The sequence below is a fragment of the Amycolatopsis japonica genome, assembly GCF_000732925.1.
GTDB lineage: Bacteria > Actinomycetota > Actinomycetes > Mycobacteriales > Pseudonocardiaceae > Amycolatopsis > Amycolatopsis japonica.
Genome location: NZ_CP008953.1, coordinates 6450176 through 6470516 on the forward strand (window position 1 = coordinate 6450176; position 20341 = coordinate 6470516).

15 protein-coding genes and 3 rRNA genes are annotated in these 20341 nt (G+C 66.0%); 7 read left to right on the forward strand and 11 right to left on the reverse strand.

The window, feature by feature from the left end; all coding sequences use genetic code 11:
• Positions 1-119 precede the first annotated feature (119 nt).
• The 3 genes from AJAP_RS29875 to AJAP_RS29885 form a co-directional block, all read right to left on the reverse strand.
• Positions 120-1001, reverse strand: a complete 882-nt coding sequence (locus AJAP_RS29875; protein WP_038517485.1) for a helix-turn-helix transcriptional regulator — start codon at positions 999-1001, stop codon at positions 120-122.
• Positions 1002-1119: 118 nt separating this feature from the next.
• A complete protein-coding gene (locus tag AJAP_RS29880) occupies positions 1120-2565 on the reverse strand; it encodes a SagB family peptide dehydrogenase (RefSeq protein WP_038517488.1) in 1446 nt (481 codons plus the stop codon).
• Positions 2566-2607: 42 nt separating this feature from the next.
• On the reverse strand, positions 2608-4878 hold the full coding sequence (locus AJAP_RS29885) for a TOMM precursor leader peptide-binding protein (protein WP_038517490.1): 2271 nt from the start codon (positions 4876-4878) through the stop codon (positions 2608-2610).
• A gap of 209 nt (positions 4879-5087) precedes the next feature.
• Here AJAP_RS29885 and AJAP_RS29890 point away from each other — a divergent pair, with 209 nt between their 5' ends.
• The 4 genes from AJAP_RS29890 to AJAP_RS29905 all read left to right on the forward strand — a co-directional run bounded on the left by AJAP_RS29890 (position 5088) and on the right by AJAP_RS29905 (position 8682).
• Positions 5088-5927, forward strand: coding sequence for an AfsR/SARP family transcriptional regulator (locus tag AJAP_RS29890; RefSeq protein ID WP_174492052.1), 840 nt, complete (start codon positions 5088-5090; stop codon positions 5925-5927).
• A 40-nt stretch (positions 5928-5967) separates the two neighbouring features.
• Entirely contained in the window at positions 5968-6654 is a 687-nt protein-coding gene (locus AJAP_RS29895) for a winged helix-turn-helix transcriptional regulator (protein WP_038517493.1), read from the forward strand.
• Positions 6655-6772: 118 nt separating this feature from the next.
• Positions 6773-7351 carry a hypothetical protein gene (locus tag AJAP_RS29900; protein WP_038517494.1) on the forward strand — a complete coding sequence of 193 codons (579 nt, stop codon included), beginning with the start codon at positions 6773-6775 and terminating at the stop codon, positions 7349-7351.
• Positions 7348-8682: a copper resistance CopC/CopD family protein gene (locus tag AJAP_RS29905; RefSeq protein WP_038517497.1), complete on the forward strand. Its 1335-nt coding sequence runs from the start codon at positions 7348-7350 to the stop codon at positions 8680-8682. Before AJAP_RS29900 ends, AJAP_RS29905 begins: the two co-directional genes overlap by 4 nt.
• On the opposite strand, the gene AJAP_RS29910 is transcribed toward AJAP_RS29905, so the two are convergent.
• Positions 8683-9378, reverse strand: coding sequence for a maleylpyruvate isomerase family mycothiol-dependent enzyme (locus tag AJAP_RS29910; RefSeq protein WP_051972639.1), 696 nt, complete (start codon positions 9376-9378; stop codon positions 8683-8685).
• Between the two features lie 212 nt (positions 9379-9590).
• Here AJAP_RS29910 and AJAP_RS29915 point away from each other — a divergent pair, with 212 nt between their 5' ends.
• A complete protein-coding gene (locus tag AJAP_RS29915; RefSeq protein WP_038517500.1) occupies positions 9591-10259 on the forward strand; it encodes a hypothetical protein in 669 nt (222 codons plus the stop codon).
• Positions 10260-10315: 56 nt separating this feature from the next.
• On the opposite strand, the gene AJAP_RS29920 is transcribed toward AJAP_RS29915, so the two are convergent.
• Positions 10316-10672: a YciI family protein gene (locus AJAP_RS29920; RefSeq protein WP_038517502.1), complete on the reverse strand. Its 357-nt coding sequence runs from the start codon at positions 10670-10672 to the stop codon at positions 10316-10318.
• Between the two features lie 168 nt (positions 10673-10840).
• On the opposite strand from AJAP_RS29920, the gene AJAP_RS29925 reads away from it, so the two are divergent.
• Complete coding sequence (locus AJAP_RS29925) at positions 10841-11122, forward strand: metal-sensitive transcriptional regulator (RefSeq protein ID WP_007034631.1); 282 nt, start codon at positions 10841-10843, stop codon at positions 11120-11122.
• Here the strand turns inward: AJAP_RS29925 and AJAP_RS29930 are convergent.
• Genes AJAP_RS29930 through AJAP_RS29935 form a run of 3 tightly spaced genes read right to left on the reverse strand, consistent with a single transcriptional unit; the run spans position 11073 to position 13665 of the window.
• Entirely contained in the window at positions 11073-13301 is a 2229-nt protein-coding gene (locus AJAP_RS29930; RefSeq protein ID WP_038517505.1) for a heavy metal translocating P-type ATPase, read from the reverse strand. The genes AJAP_RS29925 and AJAP_RS29930 overlap by 50 nt on opposite strands.
• On the reverse strand, positions 13298-13462 hold the full coding sequence (locus AJAP_RS44430) for a hypothetical protein (protein WP_167551723.1): 165 nt from the start codon (positions 13460-13462) through the stop codon (positions 13298-13300). Before AJAP_RS44430 ends, AJAP_RS29930 begins: the two co-directional genes overlap by 4 nt.
• The gene (locus tag AJAP_RS29935; protein WP_038517508.1) at positions 13459-13665 is read right to left on the reverse strand and encodes a heavy-metal-associated domain-containing protein; all 207 of its coding nucleotides are present in this window, start codon (positions 13663-13665) and stop codon (positions 13459-13461) included. The genes AJAP_RS44430 and AJAP_RS29935 overlap by 4 nt, the downstream gene beginning before the upstream one ends.
• Positions 13666-13761: 96 nt before the next feature.
• Here AJAP_RS29935 and cobF point away from each other — a divergent pair, with 96 nt between their 5' ends.
• Entirely contained in the window at positions 13762-14532 is a 771-nt protein-coding gene (gene cobF / locus AJAP_RS29940; protein ID WP_038517511.1) for a precorrin-6A synthase (deacetylating), read from the forward strand.
• A gap of 299 nt (positions 14533-14831) precedes the next feature.
• Here cobF and rrf read toward each other — a convergent pair.
• The 3 genes from rrf to AJAP_RS29955 all read right to left on the reverse strand — a co-directional run bounded on the left by rrf (position 14832) and on the right by AJAP_RS29955 (position 20010).
• A 5S ribosomal RNA gene (rrf, locus tag AJAP_RS29945) occupies positions 14832-14948 on the reverse strand.
• 85 nt (positions 14949-15033) lie between these two features.
• Positions 15034-18169 (reverse strand): 23S ribosomal RNA (locus AJAP_RS29950).
• Between the two features lie 324 nt (positions 18170-18493).
• Positions 18494-20010, reverse strand: a 16S ribosomal RNA gene (locus AJAP_RS29955).
• The 16S, 23S and 5S rRNA genes sit together here, the layout of an rRNA operon.
• Positions 20011-20341: the final 331 nt, after the last annotated feature.

A 20341-nucleotide genomic window follows, 5' to 3' on the forward strand; every position in this document is an offset into this window, starting at 1 on the left:
GGATTCGAATTCCGGATTTCCTCAAGGCTCACATGCGTGATGATGACGCGACCACTCCACGGTTGCGCCCGCGGTTCTCCCGGTTTGCGAAATCGGGAGACCGCGGGAATAACCTCGCCTCAGGCCACCGCGCGGAGGTACTCGGAAGCGGGCATGGTCATCCGGTTCCCGGCCGAGCTCGGACCGCCGGCGAGGGTGATCGCCATCGGCGCGTCGGTCGGGCGCGGGGCGCGCATGGGCATCCGCAGGTGAACCCTGCCGTACCGGGTCATGTCGACGCGGCCCGGCAGCGTGCCCATGGAGAACGTGGAGGCCGCGGTCCCGGCGGCGTGCTCGGCCACCCCGATGACGGTCCAGCGCCCCTCAGGAACGTTCTGGATCTCGATGTCCGCGGACAGGACGTTCGCCCTGCCGCCGAAGGCCACGGGACCACACTGCGGGATCGACTCGGCGAACAGTCCGATGAGGACACTCGCCGGGCCAGCCCCGCGCGGGGTCTCGACCCGCACGCTGAGCGTGCCGGTGCCGCTGCGCATGGTGGCGCTGCCCATTCCGGCGCTGTGCAACGCTTCCAGGGTCGGGAGGCGCTGGAAATGCGGGGCCAGCGCGACGAGCAGTTCGCCGACCTCGGGGTCGCGGTACTGGGTCGGGGTCATCCCGACCGCACGGGTGAAGCGGCTGGTGAACGTGCCGACACTGCTGTAGCCGACGCTGCACACGATGTCCGACACCGTCAGCGATGTCGTCAGCAGCAGTCGTTTCGCTTCGAAGAGCCGGATCGCGGTGAGGTACCGGCCGGGGGTGACCCCGGTCGCCTTGGTGAAGATCCGCGAGAAGTGGAACGGGCTGACGAAGACTTCCGATGCCAGGTCGCCCAAGGTGATCGGGTCGAAGTACCTCGCGTGCATCGATGAGATGGCCTGCAGCACCGCAGGTTGCAAGGGGGGCGCCGGCTCGGGGGGCCGACCGGGTTCGGTGACGCCTTTCTCGTTCGCCGCCATGGCGACTGTTCGTAGCTGCATCAGACCAACCTCGGATTCGCTGTCGCTTTTCCTCTGTACGCCAGCAAACGCGGTGCCGATTTCGGTGTGCTCGACGAGCGATCGAGACGCAAGCCACTCAGACGAGGAGGTCGAGGACGCACTCGCCGACGCTGACCTCGGCGGGCCAGTCGAGCTTGAGCGCGCGGTCGACGCGGTCGCCGGCGTCCACCGGGACGGCGTGCGCGGCCAGCCCCATGGCGCGGGCGACGAGGTACAGCGTCTGTTGCAGCGCACCGACATGCGCCAGCGTGGTGGCGTACGCGCCGCCACCGAGGACGGACGCCATCCGCGGCATCCGTGCGGTCACGGTGATCAACGCCGACGGCCGTCGATGGTTGCCGCCGCCGATCATCGCCATGTCGAGCATCGCGTCGAGGTCGGCCTCGTCGGCGTTGACGAGGCCGAGCCGGTGCTCCAGCGGGTCGTAGTGGTAGATCCCGCGGTCCAGCCCCGAGCACCGGTTGACCGAGACGTACAACTCGAGTTCGTACAGGCAGGCGACGCTGAAATACGGCCGCTGCGAAGCACTGTGGGCGGGCCCGTTCGGCAGGTGCGCGGGCCCGATCGACCGGATCCTCGCGCCGCGGAACAGGAATTCGCCGATCTGCTCGGCGGACAGCACGCCCTCGGTGAATTCGGGGCAGGTGTGATCGTGCTCCAGCAACGCCGTCAGCGTCGGATCGGTCTCCGCGCGGTCGGCCAGATCGGGCCGGTACAGCGCATGGACCGGCCCGTCGCCGGCGGAAGCCTTGACCACCGGCGGTTTCCCGAGGCCGGGCAGGTCCGCCGGGCCGCCGGGCCGCCAAGTGCGGCTGGTGGTGTGGAACGAAAGTTCGTCCGGGGACCACAGACCCAGTTCGGGGTCGTCGTCCTCGGCGAACCGGCCGTGTTCCCCGGCCACCTGCACGACACCCGCGGCGACCAGATACGACACGATCGCGCCGACCACCGAGGCGTCGATCCCGGTGGTGGACACGATGTCCCCGACCGATTTCGCCGTCGCCAGTGTCGCCGCGACATGCACCGCCCACGGCTGGGACAGCACGACGCGATAGCGCGCGGACGGCGACTCCAGCCCCATCCCGTCGGCGTCGGACCGCAGGGAACTGAAGCGGGACAACCGGATCGGGCGCGTGGGCGGGATCTCCACCGGCGCGAACACCGGGGCGAGCACGACCGGGATCACCGACAGCAGCGGTCCCCTGCCGTCGGCGAGCCCCAGCGAGCGCACCACGGAACCGCCGAGTTCCTTGAGCGCCTGCCGCAGCGCGTCGGCGCCTTCGGCCGTCCAGCTCAGCTCGCCTTCGAGATCGGGCTCGCGCTCGACGGGCTCCCACGAAGACGTCACGTTCGCCAGCGAGACCGGCCCCAAGGCCATCCGCCGCAACGATTCCAGCACCAGCGGTTCCGCGTTGACGAACTCGTACTCCCCCCAGCGGGTGACGACCACCAGCGAGCCGTCCTCACCGATCTCGACGAGGCTGTCGTCGGTGAGCGACCACAAGGGGATCGTTTCGGCCATGCCGCCGGGGGGATCTGTCGTCAACGGTCGCTCCAGCTTGATCTACAAGAACATGGGGAAGGGGTTCAGCCGGTCGTAAGGGGTCGGCTCGGCGAGCCTGCCCAGCCGCACCGGCACGTCGAACAGCCGCCCGGGGGCGAAGCGGCTCCAGAACGGGCGCAGCCCCGGAACGACCACCCGGACCACCGGGAGGTCGATGTCGGGTCTGGTCTGGTCGAGCACGAGCGTCTCCATTCCCAGCGCGGAAAGCTTCCGTACCAAGCACTCCACGTCGTCACGGACATCGGGCCGCCGGACGAACTTGAAGTCCGCGGCGCGTTTCGCCGACCGCCCCGGTGCCGGCAGCAGATACGGCTGGTTCCCGACGGTCGCGTACTTGAGCCACGCCGACGCGTCGGGATCGTCGAGTTCGACGTCGTTCGCGAGCACCGCGGGGATCATCTGGTTGAGCTCGCTGACCGCCCGCCGCAACGCCGTCCGGGGATCCAGGTGGGCGCCGAAGCCCATCATGACGTTCTCGCGCGGCCCGGCGATACTCCTGGACAGCGCGACCATCACCGGCACACCGAGGTCCGCGGTCAGGTCGAGCACCCACAGCTCCCGGCCCGCCCGCGCGTACTGGCCGACCATCTCCTCGGCCCACGGGTCGTCGAACGACGCGATGTCGACGCCGGGCACGGGAAGCCGGTTGTACCACCACATCGCGACGGCGTCGCGTTCGACGAGTTCGAGCAGGCCCTGCAGGATCGCGTCCTCGACGCTGCTTCCGGCCGCGCAGCCGTTGGAGTCCGCGCGCATCCCGGTGAGACCGCACTCCGGCGGCACCCCGTAGTAGAGGTACGCCGTCGGCATCAGCTTCCGCCGCTGCTGCGAGAGCGACCACAGCGGTGTCCAGTCGACGGCCGCCTCGGTGTCGAACCGGTCGGGGACGTGCTGGAAGTTCGCGTGCCTGGCGTTCCACTCGACGCGCGTTTCGTACTGGCGTTCGTCGAAGAGCATGCACGAGTTCGGGTGGACGGCGTCGTCACCGAGCGCGCGGAAGGTGTCGTGGATCCGCAGTTCGTCGCCCTGGTAGTTCGCCGAGAACCGTTCGATCGCCTCGCACAGCGCGCCGACCTCGGCGTCGATCGGGCTCGCGCCCTTGCCGCCGTTGTCCCCGCGCAACCCGGCCTGCAGCCCCGCCTCACCGCGCACCCGGCGCGCGACGTTCAGCCCGGAACGGTACGCGTTCACGAACGCGGGCGCCCTCGGGTCGCGGGCGATCTCCTTGACGATGCCGGTGACCGGACTGACCAGGTGGCCGTAGCGGTCGAGCACCTCGACCGGGGTGAGCGTCCGGTGCCCGCCACCACCCGACGTCGCCTTCTTGGCCTCCCGCAACACGACCGGCTCGGCCGTCCGTGTGGCGACGATGCTTTCGTCCCCGCATTCGGGGCATTGCGGGCGGCGCCGCAGTTCGTGCAGCCGCCCCTGCAGGTCGAGGGTGTCGAGGATCCACACGGCCTGCTGCCCCGGATAGCGGTGCCCCGCCAGCCATTTGGACGCTTCGAGGGAGATCAGCTGCGACGCGGCCGCGGTCAGCGGCGGCACGGCGGGCATCGGGAACGACGCGGGACCGTCGTGCCCGAGTACCTCCTGCACACAGGCCTCGGCGTGCCGGTGCCCCCACAACCGGTTCGTCAGGCAGTGCCAGCAACCGGACCGGCCGGGCTGCATGACCGGGCCGATCCACACCTGCGAACCCGACGGCCGGGCCAGCAGCCAGGGCCGTCCGGTGCGCCGGTGCTCGGCGTCGATCTCGGCCAGCCTCGGGTCGAGGTAGTCGTCGCACAGCACGATGGCCAGCTCGGAAGCCGTCTCGACCACTTCGATGCCGCTCGCGGCCAGCGCGTTCGCCACCTGCGAGGTGTCGACGCCGCGGCCGATCGCGGTCAGGCTCGCCGTCGCCGGCTTCGGACGGCAGGCCACCGCGGACGCGTCGAGACCGCACGCGTCCCAGTACGCGAGCGCGCGCTCGTCCCCGCTGAACTCGTCCGGGACGTGGACGGTGACCAGTCCGGCCTCGACCAGCCGGGCCACCACACCGGTGACCTGTTCGGGGTTCATCCCCTCCGGGCAGGCGGACAGGAGCCCGTCGAGGTCACGGGTGCCGTCGAGCAGGGCGGCCACCGACGCGACCTGCGCGCCGCGGATCGCGATCACCCCCTGTTCGGAGAACAGGTAGGCACCGTTGCCCTCACTGATCTCCGCACGCAGATGCCGTTTGAATCCCAGTCCGCCGAACGAGGTGGGCGTGGACGATGCCTCGCGCATGATGACCCCCAGTAGGTCGGTTCGATTCTCGAATCTTGCTGCGCGGGGCCGGGTAGCGGCCAGTGTGCGATTCATGCGTCGGACGTGAAAAACCCATGTCCTTCCGGGAGACACGCATGCGGGCCCTGGTGGACGGCTCACTGGCCCGGTGACCGGCCGCTCTGTCACTGTCGAAGGCACGACGCGTATCGAGCTGGAGGGCGCTTGCGATGTACACCGGATCACGAGTAGCGGACAAGCACCACGGCTCGGCACCCAACCCGATTCCGGCCTCGCCCGCAAGCCCCGTCCGTTTCAGCCTCCTGGGCCCGCTCGAACTCGTGCGGGACGGGATCGACTACGCGCCGACGACGCCGAAGCTGCTGCAGGTGCTCGCCATGCTGGTCATGAGCCCGGGGAAGATCGTGCACATCGACACGATCGTGCAGGAACTGTGGGCCAACGACCCGCCGCGCAGCGTCCGCACCACCATGCACACCTACGTCTACCAGCTGCGCAAGTGCATCGACGAGAACGAACTGGCCCCGTACGGCGAGACCATGCTGGCGACGAAACCGCCGGGATACGTGTTCCGGATCGCGCCGGAGCAGGTCGACGTCTTCGAGTTCCAGGAGCTGCAGCACAAAGGCCGCGAGCTCCATCTGCGCGGCGAGCACACCGAAGCGGCGAAGGCCTTCCGGTCGGCACTCGACCTGTGGTCCGGGCCGCCGCTCGCGAACGTCCACTGTGGACCGGTGTTGTCGGCGTACGCGATCGACCTCGTCGAGCAGCGGCGCAGCACGCTGCACCTGCGGATCGAGGCGGACATCGCGGCCGGGATGCGGCACGAGCTGATCGGCGAACTGCGTTCCCTGGTCACCGCGAACCCGCTCGACGAGGCGCTGCACGGGCAGCTGATCCGCGTGCTCGGCCGCAGCGGGCGGCGCTCCGACGCGCTCGCCACGTACCGTCAGGTGCGGGCGAGGCTCAACCACGAACTGGGCGTGGAACCCTGTGACGAACTGCAGGTCCTGCACCACGACCTGCTTTCCGAAGGTGAACCCGCGTGAACCCCGCTCCCGCCACGGAAACGAAAGTGAGGATCGACGGATGAGCAGTCGTACCTATGGACAGTTCTGCGGTCTGGCCCGCGCGCTGGAGATCATCGGCGAACGCTGGTCGCTGCTGATCGTCCGTGACCTCGTCCTCGGCCCGAAGCGGTTCACCGAACTGCAGGCGGGTCTGCCCAAGATCCCGGCGAGCACGCTGTCCGCGCGGCTCAACGAACTCGAGCAGTCCGGTGTGCTCCGCCGCCGTCTGCTCCCCCAGCTCGACGCCGCGGTGGTCTACGAGCTCACCGAGTACGGCAGCGAACTCGACCAGATCGTGCTGGACCTCGGGCTCTGGGGCGCGCGTTCGCTCGGGCGGCCGGCGGCCGAGGACGTCTTCACCCTGGATTCGGCGATCCTGTCGCTGTACACGACCTTCCGGAGTGAAAAGGCCAAGGGCGTCCAGGTCACCTACGAGCTGCGGTACCCGGGCGACATGGTCGTGCACGCGATCGTCGAGGACGGCGCGCTCAAGGTCGCGGAGGGCGCACACCCCGGCGCCGACGCGGTCATCGAACCGCTGGGCCCGTTCATCAAGGATCTGCTGAGCGGGGATCTCACCGCCGCCGACGCGACGCGGACCGGGAAGATCCGCATCGAGGGTGCCTTCGAATATCTGGAACTGTTCACGGACCTGTTCCATATTCCCGCCGCTCCGAAAATGCCGGACGGAATCGTCGTCCGCTGAGCCATCCGGCGTAATACCGCAGGTCGGATCAGGCAATCCGGAGTAACGGAAATCCTCGAAGCGCGGGATATCGTCGACATCCGTCACCGGTCGGTCTTTCGCCACAAGGAGCCCCTTCATGGCCGCACTCGATTCGCCTCGCCCGGGTCTGCTCGCCTCGCTCAACGGGAAATACCACCGCGCGGCGCTCCTCACCTTCGCGGTGGTCGTCGTGGCCCACTGGGCGGAACACCTCGTGCAGGCGTTCCAGATCTACGCGCTCGGCTGGAAGACCCCGGACGCCCGCGGCGTGCTCGGGATCCCGTTCCCCAAGCTGATCAGCTCCGAATGGCTGCACTACGGCTACGCCATCGTCATGCTGATCTTCCTGTTCGCCCTGCGCAAGGGTTTCGCCGGCCGCTCGCGGCAGTGGTGGAACCTGGCGCTCGGCCTGCAGTTCTGGCACCACATCGAGCATCTGCTCCTGCTGATCCAGGCGCAGACCGGCTGGCGGCTCGGCGGCGGCACCGCGCCGAGCAGCATCATCCAGCTGTTCATCCCGCGCGTGGAACTGCACCTGTTCTACAACACGGTCGTCACCATCCCGATGATCATCGCGATGCTCGTGCACCGGAAGGCGCCCGCCGCCGAACGGGAGCTGACCGGCTGCACGTGCTCGCCCGTCAGCCGGCGTGAGCTGGCGACCGCGGCATCGTGACCGGGAGACTCTTCGCGCTCCTGGCCCTCGTGGCGGCGTGGTTCGGGGTCGCGGTACTCGCCGCGGCCCCGGCCTCGGCCCATGTCGAACTCCTCTCCTCGAACCCCGCCGACGGCGCCCGGCTCACCTCGGCGCCGGCGCGGGTCTCGGTCACCCTGTCGGAGAACATCGGCATCCAGCCGAACTCGATCAAGGTCGTCGACCAACAGGGCACCGACGTGGTGTCCGGTCCGGTGTTCCAACCCGGCGAAGTCGCCGAAGAGGTCGCCGTCGCACTCGAACCCGACCTTCCCGACGGCAGCTATCTCGTCGAGTACGCCTTCGTCTCGACCGACTCGCATCCGGTGCGCGGCACGATCGCCTTCGTGATCGGCACCGGTCCCCTGATCACGTCGGCGGGCGCGGTGTCCGCCTCCACCGGGACCGACCCGGTGACCGACGCGCTCTTCACCACTTTCCGCTGGGGGTCCTTCGGCGGGGTCGCGCTGCTCGGCGGGCTCGTGTTCCTGCTGGTCTGCCGTCCGGGCGGCCGGGCCGACCCGGCGGCACGGAAGCTGATCACCGCGGGCCTGTGGCTCTCGGGTGTCACGGCCGTGGCCGGGTTCCTGCTGCAAGGCCCGTACGTCGCGGGCCGCGGCGTCGGCGCGATCTTCGACGGGGCGCTGATCGAGGCGACCTTGCGGGTGGCGTACGGGAAGCTCCTGCTGCTGCGCCTGGCCGCGATCGTCGCGCTCGCCGTCATCGTGCGGCGGCTGCTGGCGGGCGACCTGCCGGACCGGCTGCGGTCGCGCCACGAGAACCTCGGCATCGCGGCCGGGTTCATCGTGATGCTGAGCTTCTCCGCGACCGGGCACGCGGTGGCCGACAAGATCATGTTCCTCTCGGTCAGCGCCGACCTGGCGCATTTCGGTGCGATGGCCGTCTGGGTGGGCGGGCTGATCCAGCTGGCCGTGCTCCTGCGCGGCAAGTACTCGGCGTCGGAGGCCGAGCCAGCCCTGGCGCGGTTCCATCCGATCGCCACCCGGTCGATCGTGATCATGGTGGTCAGCGGCGCCTACCTGGGCTTCCGGCTCGTCCCGTCGGTGGAGGCGCTCTGGACGTCGGCCTACGGCATCGTCTTCGTGCTGAAGCTGACCGGGTTCGCCGCGCTGCTGCTGGTGGCGAACCTGAGCCGCACGGCGGTGCGCCGCGGGATCTCCGGCCGGGGCGGCACCGGCGTGGTGACCGCCGACCTGCGGAAACTGCGGGTCAGCGTCGGCGTCGAGGTGCTGATCGTGGCCGTGGTGCTCGCGCTGGCCGCGGCGTTGTCGTCGATGTCCCCGACCGGCTGATCACCGCTCGATCTCCGCTTCCGGCGGGGTGAACGGTCCCCAGGTGAAGGCGCGGAGCCACGGCTCGGGATCGCCCAGCCAGTCCATGGCGGCGATCTGGGCCGGGCTCCGGCGTCCGGCGAGCGTCCGGTACAGGTCCGCGGGCGCCCCCGAGAGCACGGCCGCGACCGGCTCGGTGCCCGCGATCCAGGTCGCGCCCTCGGTCTCGAGCCGCATCCCCGGCAGCCCGTGCCTGCCCAGCGAGGCGCCGAGCCCGCTGACGAGCACTTCGAATCCCCTCAGCCAGGCCGCGTGCGCTTCGGGCGGCGGAGCGCCGAGCGCGTACCGAATGTCGAGTTCGTGGGTGAAGGCGTCCATCACCATGATGTCGCCGCGGCTCTTCCCGCCACCGTCGGCGGCGAGGAGGGTGTCGGCCTCGGGACCGCGTTCGAGCCAGAGTTTCAGCAATTCGACGGCCGACGCGGATTCCGGGATCGGGCAGGCCTCGCCACCGAACCGGGTGATCACCCGATCGCAGATCTCGGTCAGATGCGCGATCAGGTCGCGCACGGTCCACTGTGGACAGGCCGGGACGGCCCGCTCGCCCGCCCCCGCGTGATCGGCGACCAAGATCGCGATGTTCTCCCTGACCTGCCGATATCCTTCGGCCGCTGTCGCCGTATTCCAGCCAGGGACCCGAATTCGGCTGCTCGTCACGCGGCCACCTCCCGTCGGATATGCGATGGCCGTCCATTCTCCCACCGCCGGGAGACTTCACCCTTCTTCCCGCTTGCGGCGGACCGTTCACCGCAAAGACCACCCACCCGTGGCGCGTGTCGTCGCGGCTTCAGGCACACTGGTCGTTGAAAGCCCCGTGTGGCAAAGAAAAGCGCCCAACGGTGACACATCGACCACTGTGGAGGTGACCAATGGAGATGCCCGGCTTCGATCTGGCGTGGCGTGGTTTCCATCGCGCCCAGGTCCGGGAATTCGTCCGCGAGGTGGAAGCCGAACTACGACGAGTGGAAGCCGAACGCGACGAAGCGATCCGCCGTGGGCAAGCTCTCGCCGGCGAGCTCGCCGCCACACAAGAGGAAAATCGCGAACTGAAGGCCAGCGTCGACCGGATCAGCCGCGTGCCGATCGCACCGGACGCGTTGCAGGAACGCTCGCGCCGGATGCTCGAACTCACGCGCGAGGAAGCCGACGACATCACCGCGCGGGCCGCCGAAGAGGCCGCCAAGGCCGAGGCGGAACGAAAGCGGATCGCCGAAGACTTCGAGCGCGCCATGACGCTGCGCCGCGCGGAGGCGATGCGCGCGCTCGCCGCACGGGACGAAGCCGCGCAGGCGAAGGCGCGGAAACTGCTCGACGACGCCGCCGAAGAGGGCGAGCGCCTGGTCGCCGAGGCGCGGCAGAAGGTCGATGTGGCCCTCCGCCTGCGCGACGACGTGCTGAAACAGCTGGTCGGCTGCCGCGAGCTGCTCACCGAAGCCGGCGTGGTGCTGGCCGTACCGGACTCACCGAAACCGGAAGTGCCCGTTCAGCGCCGGAGCAGGCCCGAAGCCCGCACCGGCACCGAAGCGGCCGCCACTTAACCCGGACCCCGCCCCACCACCACCCTCAACGGACAGGCTGCGCCCGGCTGGTCGAATCACACACCGGACGAGAAGACCACCGGCCGGATCTCCATCGCGTTGATGTGCGCGTCCGGGATCTGGCCCGCGATCTCGATCGCCCGCTCCTTACTGTCGCATTCGACCAGGTAGAAGCCGGCCAGGTACTCCTTCGACTCCGCGAACGGGCCGTCGGTGACCACCGGGACGCCGTCACGCACCCGGACCACCGTGCTGTCCTTCGGCTCCGCCAGCGCCTGCGTCCCGAGCAGTTCGCCGCTCTCGGTGAGCTTCTTCATGAAAGGGTCGATGCGGGCGACCACCTCGTTGCGCTCCTCTTCGGGGAGGGCGTCCCAGGCGGTGGGGTTCATCGTGATCATGATCATGTACTTCATCGGTGTTCCTCCTGGTCGTGCGGCCGGTGCCCGGCCACTCACGCAGGAGTCGGAACGGCCGGATCGTTCTCGACATCCTGACACCCACTTTTTTCCGCTCTCCGACCGCATACGTGGGGAGGGTATAGTGGGAAGACGACAGGGAACGACGAGAGAACGGGTGCGGGAATGACGGGCTACGGCACCGAGCGGGAGGCCTACCTCAAGCGCCTGCGCCGGATCGAGGGGCAGATCCGCGGTTTGCAGCGGATGGTGGAAGAGGACAAGTACTGCATCGACATCCTGACCCAGGTGTCCGCGGCCACGAAGGCGCTGCAGTCGTTCTCCCTCGAACTGCTGGACGAGCACCTCGCCACCTGCGTGGTCCACGCGGCCGCCGCGGGCGGTGAAGAGGCCGACCTCAAGGTCCGGGAGGCGTCCGACGCCATCGCCCGGCTGGTCCGGTCCTGAAGCGTCGCAACCGCAGGCTGTTGGTGACGACGAAAACCGACGAGAACGCCATCGCGGCCCCGGCGATCATGGGGTTGAGCAGGCCGAGCGCGGCCAGCGGCAGGGCGGCGACGTTGTAGGCGAACGCCCAGAACAGATTGCCCTTGATCGTGCCGAGCGTGCGGCGCGCGAGCCGGATGGCGTCCACGGCCGCGCGCAGGTCGCCGCGCACCAGGGTGAGGTCGCCCGCTTCGATCGCGGCGTCGGTCCCGGTCCCCATCGAGAGGCCAAGGTCGGCCTGCGCGAGCGCGGCCGCGTCGTTGACGCCGTCGCCGACCATGGCGACCACGTTGCCTCGCGCTTGAAGGCGCTTGACGACGTCGACCTTCTCCGCGGGCAGAACCTCCGCGACGACCTCGTCGATCCCGACTTCGGCGGCGACGGCCTCCGCGGAACCGGCGTTGTCCCCGGTCAGCAGCACCGGCCGGAGGCCGAGCGCCTTCAAACCGGCCACGGCCTCGGCGGAAGTCGGCTTGACCGTGTCGGCGACGACGACCACACCGCGTGCCTCGCCGTCCCAGGCGACGACGACCGCGGTCGCGCCGCGTTCCTCGGCGACCTTCTTGGCCTGGGTGAACTCGTCGCCGACGGCGATGCCGTGCCGGTCGAGGAGGGCAGGCCGCCCGGCCAGGACGGTCTTGCCTTCGACCTCGCCGACGACACCCAGGCCCTCGACGTTGCGGAACCCGCGGACCGGCGGCAGCTCACCCAGCCGCTCCTCGGCGGCCGTGACGATCGCGCGGGCGATCGGATGCTCGGAGCCGTGTTCGACCGCCCCGGCCAGGCGCAGGACCTCGGTCTCGTCGTCGCCGAACAGGTCGGTGAGGCTCATCTTCCCGGCGGTCACCGTGCCGGTCTTGTCCAGCACGACGGTGTCGACGGCGCGAGTGGACTCGAGCACCTCCGGGCCCTTGATGAGGATGCCCAGCTGCGCGCCGCGGCCGGTGCCGACCAGCAGCGCCGTCGGCGTGGCCAGGCCGAGCGCGCACGGACAGGCGATGATCAGGACCGCGACGGCGGCGGTGAAGGCGGCGTCGGCTCCGCTGCCCGCGCCGAGCCAGAAGCCGAGTGTGCCGACCGCGAGGGCGATCACCACCGGGACGAACACCGCCGACACCCGGTCGGCGAGGCGCTGGACCCGCGCCTTGCCGTTCTGCGCGTCCTCGACCAGCCGCGCCATCTGCGCTAGCTGCGTGTCGGCACCGATCCGGGTGGCGCGGACGACGAGCCTGCCGCTCGCGTTGACCGTCCCGCCGACGACGGCGTCCCCGGCCACCACCTCGACCGGGACGGCTTCCCCCGTCAGCATGCTCAGGTCGACGGCCGATCCACCGTCGGTCACCACGCCGTCGGTGGCGATCTTCTCCCCCGGCCGCACGACGAACTCGTCGCCCGTTTTCAGCTCGCCGATCGGGACGCGGCTCTCGGTGCCGTCCTTCAGGAGCGCGACGTCCTTCGCGCCGAGTTCGAGCAGTGCCCGCAGCGCGGCGCCGGAGCGGCGCTTGGACCGGGCCTCGAAGTAGCGGCCCGCGAGGAGGAAGGTGGTCACCCCGGCGGCGACCTCGAGGTAGACGTTGCCCGCGCCGTGCCCGCGCTCCATGGTCAGCTCGAAACCGTGCCGCATGCCGGGTGTCCCGGCGGTGCCGAACAGCAACGCGTACAGCGACCAGAGCGTGGCGGCGACGACGCCTAGTGAGATCAGGGTGTCCATGGTGGCGGCGCCATGGCGGAGGTTCGTCCAGGCCGGGCGGTGGAACGGCCACGCACCCCAGGTGACGACCGGTGCGGCCAAGGCCAGCGAGACCCACTGCCAGTAGGTGAACTGCCAGGCCGGGACCATCGCCAGCACGATCACGGGCACCGCGAGGACGGCGGAGACCACGAGACGGGTTCGCAGGGAGCCGGTCTGGTCCTCGTCCTCGTCGGGGGTGGGCGGCTGGGCGGTGTAGCCGGCGGACTCGACGACGCCGACGAGGTCTTCGACCGAGACCGCGGCGGGGAAGTCGACCTGCGCCTTCTCAGTGGCGTAATTGACCGTGGCGGAGACGCCGTCGACCTTGTTCAGTTTGCGTTCGACCCGCGCGGCACAGGACGCGCAGGTCATCCCGCCGATGGCCAGTTCGACCCGCTGGGATGTCACGGCGCGCCTCCCGGGTGGTGCCCATGATGCTCGCTGGTCGGTGCCGGCGGGGGCGGCGGCTCCTCGTCCAGCGGCCCGACGGCGGAGCCGATCGCCCAGGCGACGGCGAACACCGCGACCAGAGCCGCGGCGAACGCCGACACCTTGACGGCGGTGCTCACGAGACGAGCTGGTAACCGGCCTCGCTGACGGCCGCGTCGACGGCTTGGACGTCCAGCGGCGCGTCGCTGGTGACGGTGACCTTGCCGCTGGCGACGTCCACGTTCACGGCGCTGACGCCCGCGATCTCGCTGACCTCCTCGGTGACGGAGGCGGCGCAGTGCCCGCAGGACATGCCCTTGACGATGTAGGTGGTTTCGGCCATCGGTGCGAACTCCTCTACAGGACAGGTGGAGCGATCACTTCCTTTATACCCCGTGGGGGTAGGGGTGTGCACAGAGGGTGCGGGGACACTGCGGAAATGAGGAAGATCTCCGCCATCGGCATCGGCGCCGGCGACCCGGACCACCTGACCGTCCAGGCCATCCGGCGGCTCAACGAGACCGATGTGTTCTTCGTGCTCGACAAGGGCTCGGAAAAGCAGGACCTGGTGGCTCTGCGCCAGGAGATCCTCGACCGCTTCGTCGAGCAGCCCGGCTACCGCGTCGTTCGGGCACCGGACCCCGAACGCGACCGTACTCCTGATGACTACCGGAAGGCCGTCGCCGACTGGCACCGGCTCCGCACCGACGTCTACGAGACCATGATCGCTTCCCTGGGTCCCGACGAGCGGGGCGCGTTCCTCGTCTGGGGCGACCCGGCGCTCTACGACTCGACCCTGACCCTGCTGGACGCGGTGCGCGACCGCGGGAACGTCGAGTTCGAGTACGACGTCATCCCCGGGGTGAGCAGCGTGGCCGCGCTGACGTCACGGCACCGGACCACGATGAACCAGATCGGCCGCCCGGTCCTGGTCACCACCGGCCGCCGCCTCGAGGCCGGCTGGCCCGAGGACGTGGACGACGTCTTCGTCATGCTGGACGCGGGGTGCACGTTCTCGCAGTTCGTCGATACCGGCCTGGAGATCTACTGGGGCGCGTACCTCGGCACGCCCGACGAGCTCCTGCTCTCCGGCCCGCTGACCGCGGCCCTCGCCGAGGAGATCCGCACCGTCCGCGCCTCCGCCCGCTCCCGTAAGGGCTGGATCATGGACATCTACCACCTGCGCCGCCCCGCCCCCTCCCGCATTTAGTCCTCTAAATGCGGCCGCCACGGGCCGGGCCCCTTCTCGCATTTAGTCCTCTAAATGCGGGGGCTCCGCCCCACCTCCACGTGCCTCATTCCGTCATTCGCGTGATCGAGGCCGTGACTCGCGTGCTTGAAGGCGGATCTCGCGTGTTTGGGGAGGGATCTCGCGTGTTCCGCCTTCAATCACGGGTGATCGGTGTCTGATCACGGGTGTGACGGGGTTTCGGGTATGAAAAAAGGGCTTGGGCCCCGGGAGAACTCGTGGTTCTCGACCGGGGCCCAAGCCCTTCTTTTCTAATGTTAGTCCGGCGGTGTCCTACTCTCCCACAACCCTTCGGTTGCAGTACCATCGGCGCTGTCAGGCTTAGCTTCCGGGTTCGGAATGGGACCGGGCGTTTCCCTGACGCTATAACCACCGAAACACTGTGAAACACTCCCCCACAACCTCACAGAAGAGGGGGTTGTGTGGTGTTTCAGAGCTGTAGAGTGGATGCGTAACATCTTTGTGGGCAAGTCCTCGGCCTATTAGTACCAGTCAACTCGACAACACATTACTGTGCTTCCATTTCTGGCCTATCAACCCAATGGTCTGTTGGGGGCCTTAACCCACAAGGGGTGGGATACCTCATCTTGGAACAGGCTTCCCGCTTAGATGCCTTCAGCGGTTATCCCTTCCGAACGTGGCCAACCAGCCATGCCACTGGCGTGACAACTGGCATACCAGAGGTTCGTCCGTCCCGGTCCTCTCGTACTAGGGACAGCCTTCCTCAAGTATCCTACGCGCGCGGCGGATAGGGACCGAACTGTCTCACGACGTTCTAAACCCAGCTCGCGTGCCGCTTTAATGGGCGAACAGCCCAACCCTTGGGACCTACTCCGGCCCCAGGATGCGACGAGCCGACATCGAGGTGCCAAACCATGCCGTCGATATGGACTCTTGGGCAAGATCAGCCTGTTATCCCCGGGGTACCTTTTATCCGTTGAGCGACACCCCTTCCACCAGGTGGTGCCGGATCACTAGTCCCGACTTTCGTCCCTGCTCGACATGTCTGTCTCACAGTCAAGCTCCCTTGTGCACTTGCACTCAACACCTGATTGCCAACCAGGCTGAGGGAACCTTTGGGCGCCTCCGTTACTCTTTAGGAGGCAACCGCCCCAGTTAAACTACCCATCAGGCACTGTCCCTGAACCAGATCATGGTCCGAGGTTCAGATTCCCAATCCGACCAGAGTGGTATTTCAACAACGACTCCACCAACACTAGCGTGCCAGCTTCACAGTCTCCCACCTATCCTACACAAGCCGAACCGAAAACCAATACCAAACTATAGTAAAGGTCCCGGGGTCTTTCCGTCCTGCCGCGCGTAACGAGCATCTTTACTCGTAGTGCAATTTCGCCGGGCCTGTGGTTGAGACAGCCGGAAAGTCGTTACGCCATTCGTGCAGGTCGGAACTTACCCGACAAGGAATTTCGCTACCTTAGGATGGTTATAGTTACCACCGCCGTTTACTGGCGCTTAAATTCTCAGCTTCACCCCGAAGGGTTAACCGGTCCTCTTAACGTTCCAGCACCGGGCAGGCGTCAGTCCATATACATCGTCTTGCGACTTCGCATGGACCTGTGTTTTTAGTAAACAGTCGCTTTCCGCTGGTCTCTGCGGCCACCCACCCCTAGCCCGCGAAGGGCTTCAGAGTGTTTGGCCCCCCTTCTCCCGAAGTTACGGGGGCATTTTGCCGAGTTCCTTAACCACAGTTCACCCGATCGCCTTAGTATTCTCTACCTGACCACCTGTGTTGGTTTGGGGTACGGGCCGTGCACGCACTCGCTAGAGGCTTTTCTCGGCAGCATAGGATCACTCTACTTCACCTCAATCGGCTACGCATCACGTCTCAACCTATATGAATGGCGGATTTGCCTACCATTCGGTCTACACGCTTACACCAGTACTACCACTCACTGGCGGAGCTACCTTCCTGCGTCACCCCATCACTCGACTACTACGGAATCAGATCCCACGCTCCACACAGAAACCTCCGTCCGAAGACATCGGTAACTGGCTTTGGGTGGTTAGTATCAACCGCCTCATCCTGGGCGCACGTGCTCGGGTACGGGAATATCAACCCGTTATCCATCGACTACGCCTGTCGGCCTCGCCTTAGGTCCCGACTTACCCTGGGCGGATTAGCCTGGCCCAGGAACCCTTGGTCATCCGGCGGCAGAGTTTCTCACTCTGCATTCGCTACTCATGCCTGCATTCTCACTCCCACACCCTCCACGACTGGCTTCCGCCGCCGCTTCCCTGGATGCAGGACGCTCCCCTACCCATCAACACGACTAGACGTCCCCGCAAGGAGAACGCCGATCTATATGTGTCAATGACACAGCTTCGGCGGTGTGCTTAAGCCCCGCTACATTGTCGGCGCAGGACCACTTGACCAGTGAGCTATTACGCACTCTTTCAAGGGTGGCTGCTTCTAAGCCAACCTCCTGGTTGTCTGGGCAATCCCACATCCTTTCCCACTGAGCACACACTTAGGGGCCTTAGCTGGTGTTCTGGGCTGTTTCCCTCTCGACGACGAAGCTTATCCCCCGCCGTCTCACTGCCACACTCTCACACCACGGTATTCGGAGTTTGGTTGATTTCGGTAACCCGGTAAGGCCCCTAGACCATCCAGTAGCTCTACCCCCGTGGTGAAACATGTGACGCTGCACCTAAATGCATTTCGGGGAGAACCAGCTATCACGGAGTTTGATTGGCCTTTCACCCCTACCCACAGCTCATCCCCTCAGTTTTCAACCTAAGTGGGTTCGGCCCTCCACGTCGTCTTACCGACGCTTCAGCCTGGCCATGGGTAGATCACTCCGCTTCGGGTCTAGACCACGCGACTCAATCGCCCTATTCAGACTCGCTTTCGCTACGGCTACCCCACACGGGTTAACCTCGCCACGCAGCACTAACTCGCAGGCTCATTCTTCAAAAGGCACGCCATCACCTCAACATCACAAGGATGTGCTCGGGCTCTGACGGCTTGTAGGCACACGGTTTCAGGTACTCTTTCACTCCCCTCCCGGGGTACTTTTCATCTTTCCCTCACGGTACTAGTCCGCTATCGGTCTTCAGGAAGTATTTAGGCTTACCGGGTGGTCCCGGCAGATTCACAGCAAATTCCACGAGCTCGCTGCTACTCGGGAACACCAAACAAACAATCCACAACGTGTTTTCGCGTACGGGACTCTCACCCACTCCGGTCGCCCATCCCAAGGCGTTCCACTAACACGCGCGATCATTCCGAGGACTGTCAGATCCTCGACGCTGGGTCCCACAACACCACACACACAACGCCTGACAGCTTGACATGTGCATGGTTTAGCCTCTTCCGCTTTCGCTCGCCACTACTCACGGAATCACGGTTGTTTTCTCTTCCTACGGGTACTGAGATGTTTCACTTCCCCGCGTTCCCTCCACACACCCTATATATTCAGATGCGGGTAACACCACATAACTGGTGCTGGGTTTCCCCATTCGGAAATCCTCGGATCACAGCTCGGTTGACAGCTCCCCGAGGCATATCGCAGCCTCCCACGTCCTTCATCGGCTCCTGAAGCCAAGACATCCACCATGTGCCCTTAACAACTTGACCACAAAGATGCTCGCATCCACTCTACAGTTCTCAAACACCACACCAGAAACAAACGTCCCCGGGACTGTGTCCAGCCCCTTGGCGTGTTGCCTCAGGACCCAACAGCGTGCCAGTGAACAATTCTTGACCAGACCCGGCGGAACACTTTCCACGCTCCTTGCGGAGCAGTACTCGCCCTCGCCGGCAACCCGGTCGCGAACCCTAACCAGTAGTTCCACAATTCCTTGAGCAACCAGCACAACACCACGTTCGGGTGTTGAGTGCCGGCCACTCCACCAACCGTTGGTCCGGGTATCCCGGCGGGGTGGATGTGTTGCTCCTTAGAAAGGAGGTGATCCAGCCGCACCTTCCGGTACGGCTACCTTGTTACGACTTCGTCCCAATCGCCAGTCCCACCTTCGACCACTCCCCCCCTTGCGGGTTGGGCCATGGGCTTCGGGTGTTACCGACTTTCATGACGTGACGGGCGGTGTGTACAAGGCCCGGGAACGTATTCACCGCAGCGTTGCTGATCTGCGATTACTAGCGACTCCGACTTCACGCAGTCGAGTTGCAGACTGCGATCCGAACTGAGACCGGCTTTAAGGGATTCGCTCCACCTCGCGGTATCGCAGCCCTCTGTACCAGCCATTGTAGCATGTGTGAAGCCCTGGACATAAGGGGCATGATGACTTGACGTCATCCCCACCTTCCTCCGAGTTGACCCCGGCAGTCTCCCACGAGTCCCCGCCATAACGCGCTGGCAACGTAGGATAAGGGTTGCGCTCGTTGCGGGACTTAACCCAACATCTCACGACACGAGCTGACGACAGCCATGCACCACCTGTACACCAACCACAAGGGAAGCCCTATCTCTAGGGATGTCTGGCGCATGTCAAGCCCAGGTAAGGTTCTTCGCGTTGCATCGAATTAATCCACATGCTCCGCCGCTTGTGCGGGCCCCCGTCAATTCCTTTGAGTTTTAGCCTTGCGGCCGTACTCCCCAGGCGGGGCGCTTAATGCGTTAGCTACGGCACGGACAACGTGGATGTCGCCCACACCTAGCGCCCAACGTTTACAGCGTGGACTACCAGGGTATCTAATCCTGTTCGCTCCCCACGCTTTCGCTCCTCAGCGTCAGTATCGGCCCAGAGACCCGCCTTCGCCACCGGTGTTCCTCCTGATATCTGCGCATTTCACCGCTACACCAGGAATTCCAGTCTCCCCTACCGAACTCAAGTCTGCCCGTATCGCCCGCACGCTCCACGTTAAGCGTGGAGTTTTCACGAACGACGCGACAAACCGCCTACGAGCTCTTTACGCCCAATAATTCCGGACAACGCTCGCACCCTACGTATTACCGCGGCTGCTGGCACGTAGTTAGCCGGTGCTTCTTATCCAGGTACCGTCACTTGCGCTTCGTCCCTGGCGAAAGAGGTTTACAACCCGAAGGCCGTCATCCCTCACGCGGCGTCGCTGCATCAGGCTTGCGCCCATTGTGCAATATTCCCCACTGCTGCCTCCCGTAGGAGTCTGGGCCGTGTCTCAGTCCCAGTGTGGCCGGTCACCCTCTCAGGCCGGCTACCCGTCGTCGCCTTGGTAGGCCATTACCCCACCAACAAGCTGATAGGCCGCGGGCTCATCCCGTACCGCCGGAGCTTTCCACTTCCACGGATGCCCGCAAAAGTCGTATCCGGTATTAGACCCAGTTTCCCAGGCTTATCCCAAAGTACAGGGCAGATTGCCCACGTGTTACTCACCCGTTCGCCACTAATCCACCCCGAAAGGCTTCATCGTTCGACTTGCATGTGTTAAGCACGCCGCCAGCGTTCGTCCTGAGCCAGGATCAAACTCTCCAACAATGTCAAATTTGATCGAGGCAATTTAATGCTCTCAAAGGAACCTCAAACGAGGTTCAAATATAAGCTCTACTGGCTTAGTTCACTAGCACACTGTTGAGTTCTCAAGCAACACACCCCGAATCGCACCACCATCACAGCGGCCTTATCCGAAGCAGTCATTCCTAGCAGTTTTTGGTGGGACACCCACTCAATCGCACTGAGCGAGAGCTTGGTTCGTGTCCCGGTCGGCCGCTCGGTTTCCCTGGCGACGAAGAGAACTTTACATGGCCGGAAACCCCCGAAAACAGGGGGGGTACCTTAACGACATTCGCGCAGGTCAGAGGCCATAAAC